The following is a 16,027-nucleotide window of genomic DNA, read 5'->3' as shown; positions in this document are numbered from 1 at the left end:
TCAGCGGCCAAATGGATTCCAGGCGGTGCTGGGCGGCGGCGGCGCAGGCATGGGAACCGCTTGCGGCTGCTCCGGTGCCGGAGCCGGTGCGACTGTGGCAGGTGCAGGTGATGCCTGCTGCTGGGGCGCGGGACGCTGAACAGTCGCAGCCTGATCTGGCTTCGGCTTCTTCGGGGGAGGCGGTGCCTTTTTCTGGGGCTGTTTCGGAGCGGCGGCGCCTGCGGGCTGGTTGAGGTCGATGCGGATCGGCTTCGCCTCGGCAGCGCGCTGCGGCGGAGCCTCGCTCATGGTAGACGCCTGTTGCCCCTCGCCTGGGGGTGCAACGTTGACCGCGATGGCCGCCAGCATCCAATGATCGCCCGCAAGCTGGAACGCGATATCGAAATTCACATGTTCCGGGATTGTCGCGAAAAAGCCGGTCAAGCGGAGCACCTGCCCTTCCAGCATGGTCGGTTTAGCGGTCAGCCTCGGCGGAAAGAACATCACGGGGGAAATGTCGATCCGGCGATTGCGCAAGGTCGCGAACGCCTCGGCAAGTTTTGTCGGGTTGTTCGTCTGCTGAAACGAAGGCGTGCCGAGATCGCGCAGCACCGAATAATTGCCGGTGAGGTTTGCCTGGTTGAGCGCAACGACAGCATTTCGGATCATGAGGATCAGGCGCAATTCGTCGGGCGCCTGCGCCTGCTGGCCAGTGGGCTGCGCCGAAGCCGCAATCGGCGCCAGCGCGAGCGCCACCGCACAAAGAAGGCTCAGGCTGTATTTTCTCACGGGCATCCCTCGACCATCGCCAGTCTGCGAGGCCATTCTTAACGACCGCAAAGCGCGACTTCAAGACGAAACGGCCGCCACCCGGACTTATGCACGCGGCGGTTGCGAGTGCTTCGGCATCAGTTCTGCTGTCGCACCGGCCTTTTTCCGGATTTCGCGCTTGCGGAGGGCCTGCCGGGCGCGGGCGTCTGCGCGGCGAGCGACGGCGCCCCCCGATTCTGTCCGGCCTGTGTCGTCTGAACGGCGACGGCTTCGACCGACACGCCATCGACGCGCCAGACGCTGTCGATCTGCTGGAAGACAAGCTCGTACTTGATTTGTAGCGGTTGGGTCGGGAAATTGCCCATCAACCGAAGCTGCTTGTCTTTCAGTTCGGGCTGCCTCGTCAGGTTCGGCGAGAGCACGAGGATCGGGCTGAGGTTGACGCCTCGGCCCCGCAGGCCCGAAAAGATCGCCGAAAGCTTCACCTGATCGAAGCGCTCGCGAAACAGCGGCGTTCCGAGGTCGCGCAGCACCGAATAATTGCCGGTCTGGTTCGCATGCTGAAGCGCGATGATCGTGGACTTGATCAGCATGGCGAGTTGCACGCCGTCCATGGTGGCGTTCTTCTGAGGTCTCGCCGCGGCCTTGAGGCTGCGGTCGGCGAGGGGGGCTCCCTTCCCTTGCGCAAACGCTTCAGTCGTCCAGATGATGGCGGCAGAGCATAGGACGGCACGGAAAAGTACAACTCGGAACAAGGTGGATTTCATGACATGCCCGTCGGTCGAACGACGTCCCGCATTTGATGCACAGTGGGGTTTGACGCGCCGTTGCCCAGGCGGCGGGTCAAGCTTATGGTTTCGAAGGCTTCGTTTTCGTTAGAGCGTCGAGCCGCAAATCGGACGCGGCACGCTGCGTTGGCTTGGTCGTCGATCAGCTTGCGCACAGAAGGAGCGTTATTGAATCGTGGTTTGTCGAGTGCCGCAAACCGGCCCCTCTTCGCCTCAAACGCCGGCATCACCATCCGAACGTAACGCCCGCCTTGCCCGCCATGACGCCGGAACTGGCGCCGAAGCCGAAACCGCCATCGAGAGCGACGACCGTGCCTTGGCCGAACCAGTCGCGGCCAATGATGCCCGCGCCCGACAGGCCGAACGCGCTTTCGCCTTCGAAATTGCCCCAACCGGCGCGAAACGCGAAGCTCTGGCCCGGCGCGAAGATCGGCTGCTGAAGCGCGAGCGCGATGGCGACGCCCTCCTGCGTTTCGTCGATGCGACGGTTCGCGTTACGCAGGCCCGCGTCCATCTTGTCGTTCAATTCCCGCATTCTGGTGCCGTTATCGTACCAGACGGAGTCGACATAGGCCTTGTTGGCGGCGTCGGTGTCGACCAGAGGCGTCGCCACGTTATGCACGACCGCGCCGCCCATATCCGCGGTGCCCCCGCTTGCAACCTTGAGCGTCGTCACAGTTGTGGTTCCGGTCGCGGTCAGATCCTTGGTGGTGACGCTGTCGGAAGCCGTGATCGCGCCGTCCACGATCCTCGTCGAACTCGATCCATCCGCAGTGGTGACTTCCAGGGTCATGCCCTGGAAGGTCGCCTTGTCTGCCGACGCATTCAGGTCGATGTAGTTGGTTCCCCCGGCGTGCGGAATGTAGATATGGTCCGCGGTCACAGACCACGTCTTCACCGAAGTCGGCGTGACGGTCGTGGTGTTGGTGCCGTCGGAAACCGTGAGGTTCGACGCGCCGAGATTGGCGGCGTTGAAGTTTGTCGTGTTCAATGTGTTCGCCGTGATCGTGTCCGTCGTGATGTTCGTCGCATCGATCGCGCCGGTGGAAAGCGAACCGGACGACAGGGCCCCCGTTGTCGAGATGTTGCCCGATGAGGTAATGCCGGTTGTCGAGATCGCGCCGGTCGAGAGCGAGCCGGACGACAGGGCTCCCGTTGTCGAGATGTTGCCCGATGAGGTAACGCCGGTTGTCGAGATCGCGCCGGTCGAGAGCGATGCCGAACTGAGCGTTCCGGTGGTTGAGATCGACCCCGGCAGTATGGTGCTTGTATTCGTGCCATCCGTCACGGTCAGCGACTGCCCGTTGAATGCGCCGCCGTTGAACGTCGAGGCGTTCACGGTGGTTGCGTTCACGGTGCCGGTATTCACCGAACCGGAGTTGACCGCTCCGGTTGTGGTCAGCGATGTTGCTGAAATGGCGCCCGTCGCATTCATGTTTGTGATCGACAGGTTCGTTGCGCTGAAATTGTCTACGTCGAGTGTGGTCGCGTGCAGTGTGCCCGTGGTGACCGATGTCGGCGTAATTGTGGTGGCATTCGAGCCGTTCGAAACCGAAAGCGACGACGTGCTGACGCTGTCGGTGGAGAGCGAACCTCCGCTGAAAGCGTCCGCGTAGACGGTTCCGGTCGTGACCGAACTCGGGCCGATGGTCGTTACGTTCGTGCCGTTCGACACCGATACGCCGCCGGCGTCGAAAGAAGCGCTCGTGGCGCCATAAGAGGACGTCACGCCCGAACCTTGCAGGATCGTGGTGTGACCCGAGGTATCGGTGCCGATAACCTGGCCGTTATAGAGCTGAGACCTTTTCGTGTAGGTGCTCCCACCGTTCGTTGAATTGGTGGACGTCCAATCCACGCCGGAGGAAGAGATGGTTTGCGCGTGGGCCGGCGACAGGCATACGGCAATTGCGATGGCGCTGACGCTGACGAGAAGGGAAAGGGTGAAGGCGACTGTTACTTCAGTGGGCTCCGCCGTCTTGTTTTCTTTTTGACGTGCCATTACTATCTCACTCAATTTACATTTACTTTTACAGACCACCAGCACGCATTACAAAACAACCTGACTGAGAAGTGCGACGCAACTTCTGATAGAACATTATTGTAAATACCAAGGGAAGGCCATGGCAATTTCGCGCGGAGCGTGTACATGCTGTTCACCCTTAAGGGGCTTCTCCCCCAAGAGAGGCGCGCAAGGGAGCAAATCAGGGTTCGCGCTGATCTCCGCAAACTGCTGTTGTTTTTCAACGGGTTGAACCGATTTCTAGCGCCGCTGGTTCGAAAACGCAGCCGACGGCCTTCCAACCGATTGAAATTCCCGGTTGTAAATAGCCGCGCGTTCACATTTGCGTGATCGCGTTATCTTGAGGGAGGGCAAGACTTCGTAAGTATTAACAAACGGTTAACAAAGTTCTGCGATTGCAGTCCTTAGTTCTTCCATGCCGAAGCCATCGACCGCGGATGTGGTCAGAACAACGGGATGCGCCGCGGGGTGCGAGCGCATCGCGGCCTCTGTCTCGCGCACGACCTGCCCGAGATCGCCGGCCTTCGGCTTGTCGGCCTTCGTCAAGACGCCCTGATAGGACACGGCGGCCTTGTCGAGCAGCGTCATGATTTCCTTGTCGGACGGCTTCAGGCCGTGGCGGCTGTCGATGAGAAGCATCACGCGCTTGAGCTGGGGGCGTCCGCGCAGATAGTCGTGGATGAGCTGGGTCCAGCCCTTCACCAGCGCCTTCGGGGCCTTGGCGTAGCCGTAGCCGGGCATGTCCACGACGTAGAGCGAATCGCCCACGGAGAAGTAATTCACCTCGCGTGTGCGCCCTGGCGTGTTCGAGACGCGCGCGAGGTTGCGGCGCGAGAGCAGCGCATTGAGAAGGCTAGACTTGCCGACATTCGAGCGCCCGGCGAACGCAACCTCGGGTCGATTGCCTTCGGGAAGCGCCGCAACGTCGGTCACGCCGAGCACGAACTCGGCGGGAGCCTTGAACAGCGCCTCCGCGCGAGCCGCAAGCTCGCGCGCGTGGTTTTCCTCGTCGGTCGACGCCATCCGCCGCTACCGGCCGGGGCGGCGATTGCGGTTGCTCTTTCCGCGCTGCTTGACCGACTTCTTGCTCGCGAGGTTGCCTCTCGGCGCGGCTGTAACCGTGCCGGTCGGGGCCTGCGCCGGACGCGCGGTCGCCGGTTCGGTCGGCTGCGGCTTGTCGATGACGGCCTGATCGGCCGCGACCGTGGACGCGGTCTCGTTTTCCGCGACAGTCGCCGCCGGTTCGGCTTTCGCCGGTACCGGCGCTGGCTTGATTTCGGTCGCCTTGCCACCCCGCGCGGGTTCCGTCTTCGGCTTCGGCGCGACCTCATGCGACGCATGCTTCGCGGCGCCATTCGACTTCTTCAGCCCGATCTGCTGAAGGAGGTTCATCGTCTTGTCCTGACGCTTCATGATCAGCGCCTGCTGGGCAAAGGTCAGGATATTGTTCCACGTCCAGTAGAGGATCAGGCCGGCCTGGAATGGGGCCAGAATGAAGGTGAACAGCACCGGCATCCACGCAAAGATCTTCTGCTGGATCGGGTCCGGCGGCGTCGGATTGAGCTTCATCTGAAGCCACATCGACAAGCCCATGATGATCGGCAGCGCGCCGAGCATCAGGAAGTGCGGCGGCGTCCACGGGATCAGGCCGAACAGATTGAACACGTTTGTCGGGTCGGGAGCGGAAAGATCGTTGATCCAGCCGTAGAACGGCGCGTGCCGCATCTCGATGGAAACGAGCAGAACCTTGTACAGCGCGAAGAAGACCGGGATCTGCACGAGGATAGGCAGGCAGCCCGCCGCAGGATTGACCTTCTCCTTCTTGTAGAGGGTCATCATGGCCTGCTGCTGGCGCGGCTTGTCGTCCTTGAAGCGCTCCTGGATCTTCTTCATCTCCGGCTGAAGCATCTTCAGCTTGTTCATCGCCGAATACGATTTGTTGGCGAGCGGAAAGAACAGAAGCTTGACGAGAACCGTGGTCAACAGGATCGCGATGCCGAAATTGCCGACATGCTCATACAGCCAGTTAAGGAGATAATAGAGCGGCTGCGTGAGGAACGGAAACCAGCCCCAGTCGACAAGCTTGTCGAAGCGGTCGATCTTGTTGTCGGCCATATATTGATCTATGAGCGCGACCTTCTTCGCGCCCGCGAACAGCTTGTTCGTAAACGTCTCGGACGCGCCCGGCGCCACCGTCAGCGGGTTCTCGCTGAACTCGACGAAGAAGTCCTTCTGCGGCGTGCCGAAAAGCCGGGCCGTCAGAGGCTTGGACTGATCGGGCACGAGCACCGCCGCCCAATATTGGTCGGTGAAGCCGAGCCAGCCGCCATTGTCGGAGATGATTTCCTTCGACGCGCCCTTGTTGTTATCGGCGGCAGGGTCGAAATTCTTGATCGCGTCGGAATACGTCAGTTCCTTCAGCCCGGCTTCCTTGAAGAGCCCGATCAGCCCCTCATGCAGCACGGCATAGCCGAAAAGATTCGTCGGCTCGTAAAGACGCGCGACTTCTGCGCGTGGCCGAAGCGTGACGGGCTTGCCGGTCTTGTTCTCCACCGTGTCGGTGATGGTGAACATGTAATGCTCGTCGAGCGCGATGGCGCGCTTGAAGACGAGGCCCTTGCCGTTGTCATACGTCAGCGTGACGGGCTTGCCGGGAGCCAGAGCACCTGTGCCTTGCTGCTCCCATTTGGTATCAGGACCCGGAACGGCAACGTCCGCCTGGTCGGAAGACCAGCCGGTATAAGCGTAGTAAGGTTCGGGGCTGCCGGCGGGCGAAAGCAGCGTGACCGGCGGGCTGTTCGGATCGACCGTCTGCCGGTACTGCTTCAGGACGACATCATCGATGCTGCCGCCCTTGAGGTTGATCGACCCGGTGAGGGATGACGTATCGAACGCGATGCGCTTCGACCTGTCGGAGATCGATTCCTCGCGGGACGCGAATTTCTTCGTCGTAGGCACTGGGATCACTGAGGACGCCCGCGGCGGCGCAATCGCCGCTCCGGCTGCGGTCGGACCCGTGCCCTGTTCGGCGGCTGCCCGTTGCTGCGCCTCGATGGCCTGCTGGCGCGCCTGGTCGGCGGCGGGCTTCATGTAGAGGAACTGCCAGCCAAGCAGCACGGAAAGCGAAAGCGCAATCGCGATGATAAAGTTTCTGTTGTTGTCCATGAACCCGCTCAGAAGAACCGTTCGATGCGTGCTACGCCATCGAAGAAAGACTGCCCAATCCGTTCAGCCAAATCGCTTTAGCCGGTTCCTGTCTTCGTGGGAAGACAATCCGGCCTTTCCAGCGCAGCGTTCACGGGGCAGGGTTATTTTCCTTGTCGGAGCGCGCCGGCTGGCCCACTTTATGGAATGCACGCCGCATATCCGCAAGTAGATCTTCGAATTTTCTGCTCAACGCAAAGGCGCGGCCAATTATCACGTAATCCAGATCCGGGCGCGCGGCATCCGAAAAAGTCAGGCGAACGGCTTCCTTCAGGCGACGTCGCGCGCGATTGCGGTCGACGGCCTTGCCTCTTTTCCTGCCGCCTTCGCCTTCAACGGCGACCGACTTCCCCGATACGGTAAACCCGAAGCGCGGACCTTGACTTTCGGCGTCCGCGCGGGCGAGGCCCTGCATGATGAAGGCGGGCGTCACCCATTTGCGGCCCTTTTGCACGCGCTTGAATTCCGCGCGCGTCTTGAGCGTCTCCATCGGGGCCGCGTCGGTCGGACGTTCTACGCGGAAAGCTTCTTGCGACCGCGCGAGCGCCTGCGCGAAAGCACGGCTCTGCCTTGCTTGGTCGCCATGCGGGCGCGGAAGCCATGACGGCGTTTCCGCACGAGATTGCTCGGTTGATAGGTTCTCTTGGTCATAATAACGTACTTTCTCTCTCAAACGCCATAGATAGGGCGTTTTGGAGGCTCGCGTCAATTGCACGATGGGAACAAATGGAATGCCGGGCGGCATTTGCTCACCCGGCACAGCCACTCAACGCAAGAGGTCGCCTCGCCTATTCGGCCCTGGCGCTCTGCTCGCCGGCACCCGTGACGCGCCAGACGACGTTGCCCACGTCATCCGCCACCAGCAACGCGCCATCCTTGTCGAAGGTCACGCCGACGGGCCGCCCGAGCGCCTCGTCGTTCTGGCTGAGGAAGCCCGCCAGCACATCGATGGGCATTCCGTTGGGCTTTCCGTTCTCGAACGGCACGAAGATCACCTTGTAGCCGCTTTTGGGCTTGCGGTTCCACGATCCGTGCTGGCCGATGAACGCGCCGTTCGCGAACGGCTTGGGCAGTTTGCTGCCTTCCGAGAATGTCAGCCCGAGCGAGGCGGTGTGTGCGCCAAGCGCGTAGTCGGGCGTCAGCGCCTTCTCGACGAGGTCGGGCCGCTGCGGCTGCACGCGGCTATCGACATGCTGCCCCCAATAGGAATAAGGCCAGCCGTAGAAGCCGCCTTCCTTCACGCTCGTCAGATAATCGGGCGGGAGGTTGCTGCCGAGTTCGTCGCGTTCGTTCACCGCCGCCCAAAGAACGCCCGTCTGCGGCTCGAAGGCCATGCCGACCGGATTGCGAAGGCCGCTGGCGAACACGCGATGCTCGCCCGTCGCCACATCGACCTCCCAGATCATTGCGCGATCCTTCTCAAGCTCCATGCCGTTTTCGCCGATATTGCTGTTCGAGCCGATGGCGACATAGAGCTTCTTGCCGTCCTTGCTGGCGACGATGTTTTTCGTCCAGTGGTGATTCATCTCGCCCGGCAGGTCGGTCAGCTTTTCGCCGTCAGCCGTGATCTTCGTTTGTCCTTCCTGATAGGGGAATTTCAAGATCGAATCGGCATTGGCGACATAGAATGTGTCCCCGATCAAAGCCATGCCGAAAGGCGAGAACAGGTTTTCGAGGAATACCTCGCGCGTCTGCGCCTCGCCGTTCGGACCGACGCCGCGCAAGAGCGTGATCCGGTTCCCGCTGCCCGTGTTGGAGCCCGCCGCCTTCATGACCTTCCCCTGCACCCAATCCCGAAAGCCCTTGGCGTCCTTGGGCGGCGCGTCGCTCTCGGCAACCAGTATGTCGCCGTTAGGCAGCACATAGATCCAGCGCGGGTGATCGAGATTGCGGGCAAGCGCCGCCACCTGAAGCCCCTCGGCGGGCTTCGGCTTCTGACCCTCGCTCCAGCCCCTGGCGACCGCGATGTTGATGGTCGGAAGCGTCGATTCCTGCGGCGGCGGCAGCTTCGGGTTGGGGCCCATCCCTTCCGAGACGGGCGTGGCGGTCTGGCTCTCGCAGGCGGAGAGCGTGACAACGGCAAGACCCATGGCGAAAATCGTCCTCATCGGCTTCACGGCATGACTCCATTATCCTCTTGCGAGAACAAGGGTGCGGAAGCCGCGATGTTCCGTCAGTGGCGCGTAATGAACGCGAGCGCGCCCCGCGCCGCCGCCGCTCCGGTCGAGAATGCGGCTTGCAGCAGATAGCCGCCGGTCGGCGCTTCATAGTCGAGCATTTCGCCGGCAATGAAGACGCCCGGCTTCTTGTGAAGCATGAAACCGTCGAGTTCCGCGAAGGGCACGCCGCCCGCCGACGAGATGGCGCGAGCGATGGGCGCGGGCGCGATGAGCGGCACGCGAACATCCTTGATGAGGCGCACAAGTGCCGCCGCGTCGAGGTCGGAAAGAGGCGAACCGTGCCGAATGGCTTCTTCGTGAAGGAGACCGATGGCGACGGGCGCGAGCTTCGCCGCCTTGCGCAGGTGCGTTGACTGCGTTTGCTTGCCGCGCGGCCTCGACAGCGCCGCCTCAAGCGCCTCGCCTTCGATGCCCGGCCGCAGGTCGATGACAAGATCGGCCGCGCCGTCGCGCTCTATGGCTTCGCGCAGTGTTGCCGACAGTCCGTATATCGCGCCGCCCTCGATCCCGGCCTTCGTGATGGTCGCGTCGCCGCGCACGCTTCGCCCGTCGAACGAAAACGCAGCACCCTTCAGCGGCTCGCCCTCGAAGCGCGCGAGAAAGATGTCGGAGAGGTCGGCCAGAAAGCCGCAGTTCGACGGTTTCAGCGGCGCGACGTCGATGCCCTCGCGCGCGAGGATCGGCACCCAGCCGCCATCGGAGCCGAGGCGCGGCCAGCTTGCGCCGCCAAGCGCGAGGATCGTGGCGTCGGCGCGAACACTCGCCGGTCCGTCTGGCGTGTCGAACACGAGCGCGCCAGCTTCGTCCCAGCCCCGCCAGCGATGGCGCTGCCGAAACGCAACACCAAGCCCCCGAAGCCGCACGAGCCACGCTCGCAACATCGGCGACGCCTTCATCGCCTTCGGAAACACGCGCCCGCTTGTGCCAATGAAGGTTTCCTGCCCCAGGCCCTCGCACCACGCGACGAGCGCGGACGGCCGAAACGCCTCGACGGCGCCGCGCAAATGCGGCTCCGCCGCGCCGTAGCGGGCGAGAAACTGCGGAAGTTCCTCGCTGTGCGTGAGGTTCAGCCCGCCACGCCCCGCGAGCAGGAACTTGCGCCCCACGCTCGGCATCGCATCGTAAACCGTCACGGCGACGCCCGCGCCCGCCAGCACTTCCGCCGCCATCAGCCCCGCCGGGCCGCCGCCGACGATAGCAACCGTCTTTCCCGTATCAGCCATAGCGCCCGCTCACCTCCATGTGCCGCGCGACAAGGCGCGCGAGCGGCGGCCCGATCATGATGATGATGAGGAAACGAATCGTTTGCAGCGCCATGACGAAGGGCATGTCGACATTTGTCGATGCGGCGATGATCGCAATCGAGTCCATGCCGCCGGGGCTTGTGGCGAGATAGGCGGTCAGCGCGTCGATGCCGAGCGTTTCGGTGAGGAGCCAGGCGAGCACCGCCGAAAACGCGATCAGCGAAGCGACCGAAAGCAGGATTTTCGGCAGCGCGCGGAACGCATGGGCGAGAATGTCCGGCGTGAAGCAGAGCCCGACATTCCAGCCGAGCAGCGCATAGGTCGCCGCCATGAGCCATTTCGGCAGTTCGATATGGATCAGCCCGGCGAGGTTAAGCGCGGCCCCCGCGATAAGCGCGAGCAGCATCGCGCCGGATGGAAAACGAGAGGCGTGGCCGACGACGGCGCAAACGCCCGCAAGCGCCAGCGTCACGGCGAAGGCGCGTTCGTCCACAGCGGGGAACCACGGGATTTCAGGGTGCGGGATGCCGGTCGAATGCGCCCAGAACGTCGCCACCACCGAGGCGAGGCTCGCCACGCAGGCCACGCGAAAATATTGCATGAAGGCCACGAGCCGCGCGTCCGCGCCGAATTCGCCGGCCATGATCACCATCGCGCCCGCCGCTCCGGGCCACGATCCCCAGATGCTTGTCGTCCCCGGCATTGCACGCCAGCGGCTCATGGCCCAGCCGAGAAGCGTCGACGCGGCGATGATCGAAAAGACGACGCCGAGGATGATCGGCCATTCCTTCGCGAACGACTGGAGGATCGAGGGCGTGATCGCGCTCGCGATGAAAAGCCCCATCAGCGCCTGCGCGCCGATATAAGGCGCGCTCGCCACCCGGATCGTCGCGCCCTTGACACCGAGCACCACGCCCGCTGCCATCGGCCCGAGAAACACCGCCGCCGGAATGCCCGCGAGGGCGAGAAGCGCGGCGAACGCCGCCGAAAACAGCGCGAGCAACAGCCACTGCCGGGCATGAGGCAGCGACTCGAGGGGGCGGAAGAAAGGCTTCAAGTGCGGACTCCGGGGCGGCATCGATGCGGCCGATGTCCCGCATCTATCCTGCACGCGACGCAAACGCAATCCGGCGTTGGGGGAAAGGCGGCACGTACAGAACGCTATCCGGCGGGCTGAGTCTCCCAAGGAGTTCGCTCTCTCAAAGTGAGAGTAACTCGTCATTGCGGGATAATGCGCTAAGACTATCAATCAACTTCGATAGTTCGCTTAGTCCTATTGCAATGGCTAATCCTATAAGTATGTAGGTCATCCGTCTGATAACATCTACTGATCTAACAATCAAAAGAGGCATAAACGTAGTTAGCGTTGTTAGAAAAACACTCGCATTTTCTCCAAGTTGACTAATTTTGATTGAAAAATAAAAATATTTATCTCCAATAAGAACTAATATAATAGTATACACCATTGCGCCATATACACGAAAAACAAATCGGCCGTATATCATGTGGAATATAAATATAAATAGTATCGCAATGCCAAACAATTGCAGAGGAATTTCTGGTAACGCGAGATTTATAGAAAAATACGAATGAGGTATATAGTTAATAATATCTACATGGAATACATTCCTCATTATAGACCACGGAATAAGTATTGGAGACGCAATAACCACTGAAAAAATTATAGCTTTATAGAAAATAAATAGTGCCCTGAAAAAACCTAATGATGATGAAAAATAGAATCCACAACGAAATCCGCATCCGATGGCGATTGACGACATGAATAAGAAAAAGGACAGTGCATATGATGTGTCTCTGTCAATTACGATGCCGATAAATGAAAACATCGCCGCGAATGATAAATATACAAGTTCGTTGAAGTTGTCGACGGCGATACGTACCCAATGCGCGAGTTTTATGAAGTTCTGCCAGTGCCCGACAAGCGTCAAAACGCTGCCGATGATGCCGAACCACATCAATGCTTCGTACCTGACTACCTTCCCGATGCCAGCAGGAGATGGCGGTTTCGCCAGTTGCGCTGCGACGGCGGAAAGAACCGCTTCGTGATTATCGAAGTTGGTCGTATGCAGATTATTGAAAGGGGGAGGAATGCGGTCGTAAGCCAGCAAACGCGTCTTGAGCGGGACGACCTTGCGATCCGAGTGGGCGGCATCGGCTTCCGCCTGAACCCAATCGGAATCGACGGAATTCTCGGTCCACAGGACGACAACGGCCTTGGCCGCAGCCAATTCCTTCATGATGACTTTTCGAAACTGATCGCCCGCTTCAAGGTTCGGGTCCCACCAAACCGAGTAACCCTCCGCTTCCAGCAACGCCGCAATAACGCGAGCTTGCTCTATATCCTTCTTGGAATAGCTTATGAAAATGTCTGCCATATCGCGCGCCCCCTGCGATACAGATACCGATAAGACTGGATGCTTAAGTCCGCAAGCCGTAACCGCACTCGATGCAAATAAAGAGGTTGCCTAAATCCTGTGGCTGCACGCGTCCGGGCAGCAGCCATGCGCTCCGTCCCCAATTCTTTTTCGCGGTGTTGAAAAGGCCACGCAACTCTCGCGAAGGTTCACAGGCAGCGTTAACCTAGGCCGAAGTGATTCTCGGCATGCACTCTGCCTTCGTGGCGTCTCATCCCGCTGCGATTGTGCATTGCACAATGAGCCGCTATCCTGCTCAAGCATGGCGCCCGCGCGCCGGAAGTGGAATTCGATGTCAGAGAAACCGCGTCTTTGCAGCTTTCAAAGCCTCGGTCCAAACGGCTTTCACGAGGTCGCCTATACGGAGTGGGGCGACCCGCAAAGCCCTCATCTGGTTTTCTGCGTGCATGGTTACACGCGCAACAGCCGAGACTTCGATGTTCTCGCGGAGAGTCTCGCCGAGGAATGCCATGTCGTCTGCATGGACGTTGCCGGGCGCGGGCGAAGCGAGTGGCTGCCGAAAAAAAGCGATTATTCCTTCTCGCTCTACCTCACCGACGCGGCCGCGCTTCTGGCGCGCGTCACCGCGCCGCCGCCGCCGCCGTCGGGTCTCAGGCGCGTATTCAGCCGGACGCAGCCGAAGCCGAAGCGGCATATCGACTGGATCGGCACGTCGATGGGTGGCCTCATCGGCATGATGCTTGCCGCGCGGCGGAATTCGCCGATACGCCGTCTGATCCTGAACGACGTGGGGCCGCTCGTGCCGTGGCCCGCGCTCATGCGCATGAAAAAAGCGCAGACCGGGCTTGGCCGCTCCTTCTCAAGCCTCGAAGAGGTGGAGTTCCATCTCCGCGAAACATGCGCTTCATTCGGTCCGCTCACCGAAAGCCAATGGCGCAACGTGACGACAAACAGCGCCATCGAACAGCGTAACGGGTCCTATATCCTCGCTTTCGATCCGGCGATCATTACGCATATGCGCTCGGGCGGCGTGACCGGCGTCGCCTTCGGCAGCGAGTTTCTCGCCGGCGTCGACCTCTGGCCGACCTATGAGGCGATCCGCTGTCCGACGCTGGTGCTGCGCGGCGCGGAGAGCGACCTTTTGCTCGGCAAGATCGCCGATGACATGATGCGGCGCGGGCCTCGCGCAAAAATCATCGAGTTCGAGGGCATCGGCCATGCGCCATGGCTGATGGCGGACGATCAGATTGCGGCGGTGCGCGATTTTTTGTTCGCGAGCGCCATAAGGGCACCGGCGGCTGAACCGGTGCGGCGGGAAAAAGTCGCGCTGCACCCGGCGTGAGGTCAGGAGCGAACCGCGCCCCGTCTCGCGATGAATTCGGGCGCCACGCCCGGAGAAGAGCCCGCGACCGGCTGGACGACCGCGAGCACGCATTTTCATCGCGCGGCGGCGATGTCGAAGCCTTCTTCCTTGCACTTGACGCCAAGGAAGGCGTTGATCTCCTTCACGACGCCGCTCGCGATCACGCTGAAATTCGCGTCGACTGCGGTCGCCGACCAGATTGCGGTCTTGGCCAGAAGCGGCGCCTCGATGGTGCCCCAGTTCAACTCGGCTTTCGTCGCTCGGCCGTTCTCGAACGTCACCACCGGCTGGATCGATAGCTTGACGTCGTAGGCGGTGCCTTCGCTCGTGTTCTTGTTATCGAGCTTGCAGGCGATGTCGTGCTTCTTCAGCTTGAGCGTGGCGGATGGCTTCGAGGCGGCTTCGGCGATCGTGTCGCGGTCGAGATCGATCTGCGCCGAACACTGCGCATGGCCCCATGGCCATGTCAGCCTGTCTCCGAGGTAACTCGACTGGATTTCGGAGGCGAGCCATGTTTTTGTCACGGAGCATGAGATCGGCTCGCCGCTCTTCGCCTCCGCGAACGCCTTGCAGATTTCGCGCTTGCACGCCTTACGGTCTTCCTTCTCCTTGCCCATGCGCTCGGCGAGTTCCGGCGCGATGGCCGGTGCGGGCGCGGCGTCTTCGGCCCACGCGGGGACAGACACAGCCAAGGTCAGGGCGGCTGCGCCTGCGAGACGCGCGGAATAATGCATCCAGAGGGTCATGGTATCTCCGTGGATTGTGGGGCTGCATGCAGTATGGTTTGGCGGGTGGCGCAAGCGAGCCCGCCCAGCGTGACCGCGCGATTTCGTATGAGAGAATGCGGCGCGGGGCCGGTTCCGGCGGGACGATGCGCCGACTGGTGGTCGGATGGCGTATCGCGCCTCCCCGACTACGCCTGATCTAAAAAACAACATCGACATGCGACCGAACTCGATGAACGAAAGCGCGACAGTTAACACGGTCTGCCTAATTGGATTAACCGCGAAGCGCAACCGGAGCGCGAAGGTTTTCCACCTTGGGTTTAGGTAATCCCCGTTATTCGCATTCATGTCGTCGCCGCCGCCGGTCGCTATGCCTGATGACGTGAGCGTGCACGGAGGCTTGCGCCCGTCCCGGCACTGATGGAAAAACGCGCATGACCTATGTCGGCCGCTTCGCGCCCTCGCCCACGGGGCCCTTGCATTTCGGCTCGCTCGTCGCTGCGGTGGCGAGCTATTGCGATGCGCGCGCCGCCGCTGGCCGCTGGCTCGTGCGCATGGAAGACATCGACCCGCTACGCGAGATGCCGGGGGCGGCGCGGCGCATCCTCGACCAGCTCGCCGCGTATGGTTTCGAATGGGATGGCGGCGTGTTGTTTCAGTCGACGCGGCTTGAAGCCTATCGCGCGGCGCTGGATGCGCTCCGGCTGGGCGGCAAAGTGTTTTGGTGCCGCTGCTCACGCGCCGAACTCGCGCGGATCGACAGCGCGGTCTATCCCGGCACATGCCGCGCCTTCACCGCTCCGCGCGACGATGCCGCCATGCGTCTTCGCGTGGCGGATGGCGTCGTGGAATTCTACGACCGCGTCTTCGGCCCGCAGCGGGAGGACGTCGCCGAGACCGTGGGCGATTTCGTCGTGCAGCGCCGCGACGGGCTGTTCGCCTATCAGCTCGCCGTGGTGGTAGACGATGCCTTTCAGGGCGTGACCGATGTCGTGCGCGGCGCTGATCTCCTCGACAACACGGCGCGGCAGATCGCGCTGCAACGGCTGCTCGGCCTACCGACCCCGCGCTATATGCATCTGCCGCTCGCGCTCAACGCCGACGGCAGCAAGCTTTCGAAGCAGACGCACGCGCGGGAACTGCCCACGCCCGCCGACAGCGGCCTCTTGTGGCAGGCGCTCGCGTTTCTCGGGCAGGCGGTGCCGCCGGACATGCCGCCCGCGACATGCGCGGAAATCCTGCGCCACGGCGTCCGGCATTGGAGCGCCGCTGCCGTGCCGCGTTCAAGCAGTGTGCGTCTCGCGTAATCGCCCCACCGCGCGACGCGAAGCCCGTCGCATTGCCGCCGCTTTCCCTT

At 61.7% G+C, this 16,027-nt stretch carries 14 protein-coding genes; 2 read left to right on the top strand and 12 right to left on the bottom strand.

The window, feature by feature from the left end:
* From KKP04_RS01940 to KKP04_RS01890, 11 genes are all read right to left on the bottom strand, one after another.
* The gene (locus KKP04_RS01940) at positions 1-768 is read right to left on the bottom strand and encodes a hypothetical protein (protein ID WP_215025871.1); all 768 of its coding nucleotides are present in this window, start codon (positions 766-768) and stop codon (positions 1-3) included.
* Positions 769-887: 119 nt separating this feature from the next.
* Positions 888-1,517 (bottom strand): hypothetical protein, encoded by a 630-nt coding sequence (locus KKP04_RS01935; RefSeq protein ID WP_215025868.1) that lies wholly within the window; start codon positions 1,515-1,517, stop codon positions 888-890.
* 247 nt (positions 1,518-1,764) lie between these two features.
* Positions 1,765-3,537, bottom strand: coding sequence for a hypothetical protein (locus tag KKP04_RS01930; RefSeq protein ID WP_215025865.1), 1,773 nt, complete (start codon positions 3,535-3,537; stop codon positions 1,765-1,767).
* Between the two features lie 399 nt (positions 3,538-3,936).
* Positions 3,937-4,581 (bottom strand): ribosome biogenesis GTP-binding protein YihA/YsxC, encoded by a 645-nt coding sequence (yihA, locus tag KKP04_RS01925; protein ID WP_215025861.1) that lies wholly within the window; start codon positions 4,579-4,581, stop codon positions 3,937-3,939.
* 6 nt (positions 4,582-4,587) lie between these two features.
* A complete protein-coding gene (yidC, locus tag KKP04_RS01920) occupies positions 4,588-6,723 on the bottom strand; it encodes a membrane protein insertase YidC (RefSeq protein ID WP_215025858.1) in 2,136 nt (711 codons plus the stop codon).
* A 130-nt stretch (positions 6,724-6,853) separates the two neighbouring features.
* Positions 6,854-7,252: a ribonuclease P protein component gene (gene rnpA / locus KKP04_RS01915; RefSeq protein ID WP_215025855.1), complete on the bottom strand. Its 399-nt coding sequence runs from the start codon at positions 7,250-7,252 to the stop codon at positions 6,854-6,856.
* Positions 7,253-7,275: 23 nt separating this feature from the next.
* On the bottom strand, positions 7,276-7,413 hold the full coding sequence (rpmH, locus tag KKP04_RS01910; RefSeq protein ID WP_215025852.1) for a 50S ribosomal protein L34: 138 nt from the start codon (positions 7,411-7,413) through the stop codon (positions 7,276-7,278).
* A 137-nt stretch (positions 7,414-7,550) separates the two neighbouring features.
* Positions 7,551-8,870, bottom strand: a complete 1,320-nt coding sequence (locus KKP04_RS01905; protein WP_215026284.1) for a sorbosone dehydrogenase family protein — start codon at positions 8,868-8,870, stop codon at positions 7,551-7,553.
* Positions 8,871-8,935: 65 nt separating this feature from the next.
* A complete protein-coding gene (locus KKP04_RS01900; protein WP_215025849.1) occupies positions 8,936-10,165 on the bottom strand; it encodes a TIGR03862 family flavoprotein in 1,230 nt (409 codons plus the stop codon).
* Positions 10,158-11,243, bottom strand: coding sequence for an AbrB family transcriptional regulator (locus KKP04_RS01895; protein WP_215025846.1), 1,086 nt, complete (start codon positions 11,241-11,243; stop codon positions 10,158-10,160). The genes KKP04_RS01900 and KKP04_RS01895 overlap by 8 nt, the downstream gene beginning before the upstream one ends.
* Positions 11,244-11,385: 142 nt before the next feature.
* Positions 11,386-12,582, bottom strand: a complete 1,197-nt coding sequence (locus KKP04_RS01890; protein ID WP_215025844.1) for a toll/interleukin-1 receptor domain-containing protein — start codon at positions 12,580-12,582, stop codon at positions 11,386-11,388.
* Between the two features lie 331 nt (positions 12,583-12,913).
* Here KKP04_RS01890 and KKP04_RS01885 point away from each other — a divergent pair, with 331 nt between their 5' ends.
* Positions 12,914-13,924, top strand: a complete 1,011-nt coding sequence (locus KKP04_RS01885; RefSeq protein ID WP_215025841.1) for an alpha/beta fold hydrolase — start codon at positions 12,914-12,916, stop codon at positions 13,922-13,924.
* 95 nt (positions 13,925-14,019) lie between these two features.
* Here KKP04_RS01885 and KKP04_RS01880 read toward each other — a convergent pair whose 3' ends face one another.
* A complete protein-coding gene (locus tag KKP04_RS01880) occupies positions 14,020-14,691 on the bottom strand; it encodes a hypothetical protein (protein WP_215025838.1) in 672 nt (223 codons plus the stop codon).
* A 413-nt stretch (positions 14,692-15,104) separates the two neighbouring features.
* Here KKP04_RS01880 and gluQRS point away from each other — a divergent pair, with 413 nt between their 5' ends.
* Positions 15,105-15,977, top strand: a complete 873-nt coding sequence (gene gluQRS / locus KKP04_RS01875) for a tRNA glutamyl-Q(34) synthetase GluQRS (RefSeq protein WP_215025836.1) — start codon at positions 15,105-15,107, stop codon at positions 15,975-15,977.
* The last annotated feature ends 50 nt before the right edge of the window (positions 15,978-16,027 follow it).

The organism is Rhodomicrobium sp. Az07 (assembly GCF_018619475.1).
Classification (GTDB): domain Bacteria; phylum Pseudomonadota; class Alphaproteobacteria; order Rhizobiales; family Rhodomicrobiaceae; genus Rhodomicrobium.
This window is presented reverse-complemented; position numbering and strand designations above follow the sequence as displayed.

Coding starts and splice junctions, on each gene's coding strand:
- rpmH (WP_215025852.1), bottom strand. CDS start 7,413: ATGACCAAGAGAACCTATCAACCGAGCAATCTCGTGCGGAAACGCCGT.
- rnpA (WP_215025855.1), bottom strand. CDS start 7,252: ATGGAGACGCTCAAGACGCGCGCGGAATTCAAGCGCGTGCAAAAGGGC.
- KKP04_RS01935 (WP_215025868.1), bottom strand. CDS start 1,517: ATGAAATCCACCTTGTTCCGAGTTGTACTTTTCCGTGCCGTCCTATGC.
- KKP04_RS01905 (WP_215026284.1), bottom strand. CDS start 8,870: ATGAGGACGATTTTCGCCATGGGTCTTGCCGTTGTCACGCTCTCCGCC.
- KKP04_RS01930 (WP_215025865.1), bottom strand. CDS start 3,537: ATGGCACGTCAAAAAGAAAACAAGACGGCGGAGCCCACTGAAGTAACA.
- KKP04_RS01880 (WP_215025838.1), bottom strand. CDS start 14,691: ATGACCCTCTGGATGCATTATTCCGCGCGTCTCGCAGGCGCAGCCGCC.
- gluQRS (WP_215025836.1), top strand. CDS start 15,105: ATGACCTATGTCGGCCGCTTCGCGCCCTCGCCCACGGGGCCCTTGCAT.
- KKP04_RS01890 (WP_215025844.1), bottom strand. CDS start 12,582: ATGGCAGACATTTTCATAAGCTATTCCAAGAAGGATATAGAGCAAGCT.
- yidC (WP_215025858.1), bottom strand. CDS start 6,723: ATGGACAACAACAGAAACTTTATCATCGCGATTGCGCTTTCGCTTTCC.
- yihA (WP_215025861.1), bottom strand. CDS start 4,581: ATGGCGTCGACCGACGAGGAAAACCACGCGCGCGAGCTTGCGGCTCGC.
- KKP04_RS01900 (WP_215025849.1), bottom strand. CDS start 10,165: ATGGCTGATACGGGAAAGACGGTTGCTATCGTCGGCGGCGGCCCGGCG.
- KKP04_RS01885 (WP_215025841.1), top strand. CDS start 12,914: ATGTCAGAGAAACCGCGTCTTTGCAGCTTTCAAAGCCTCGGTCCAAAC.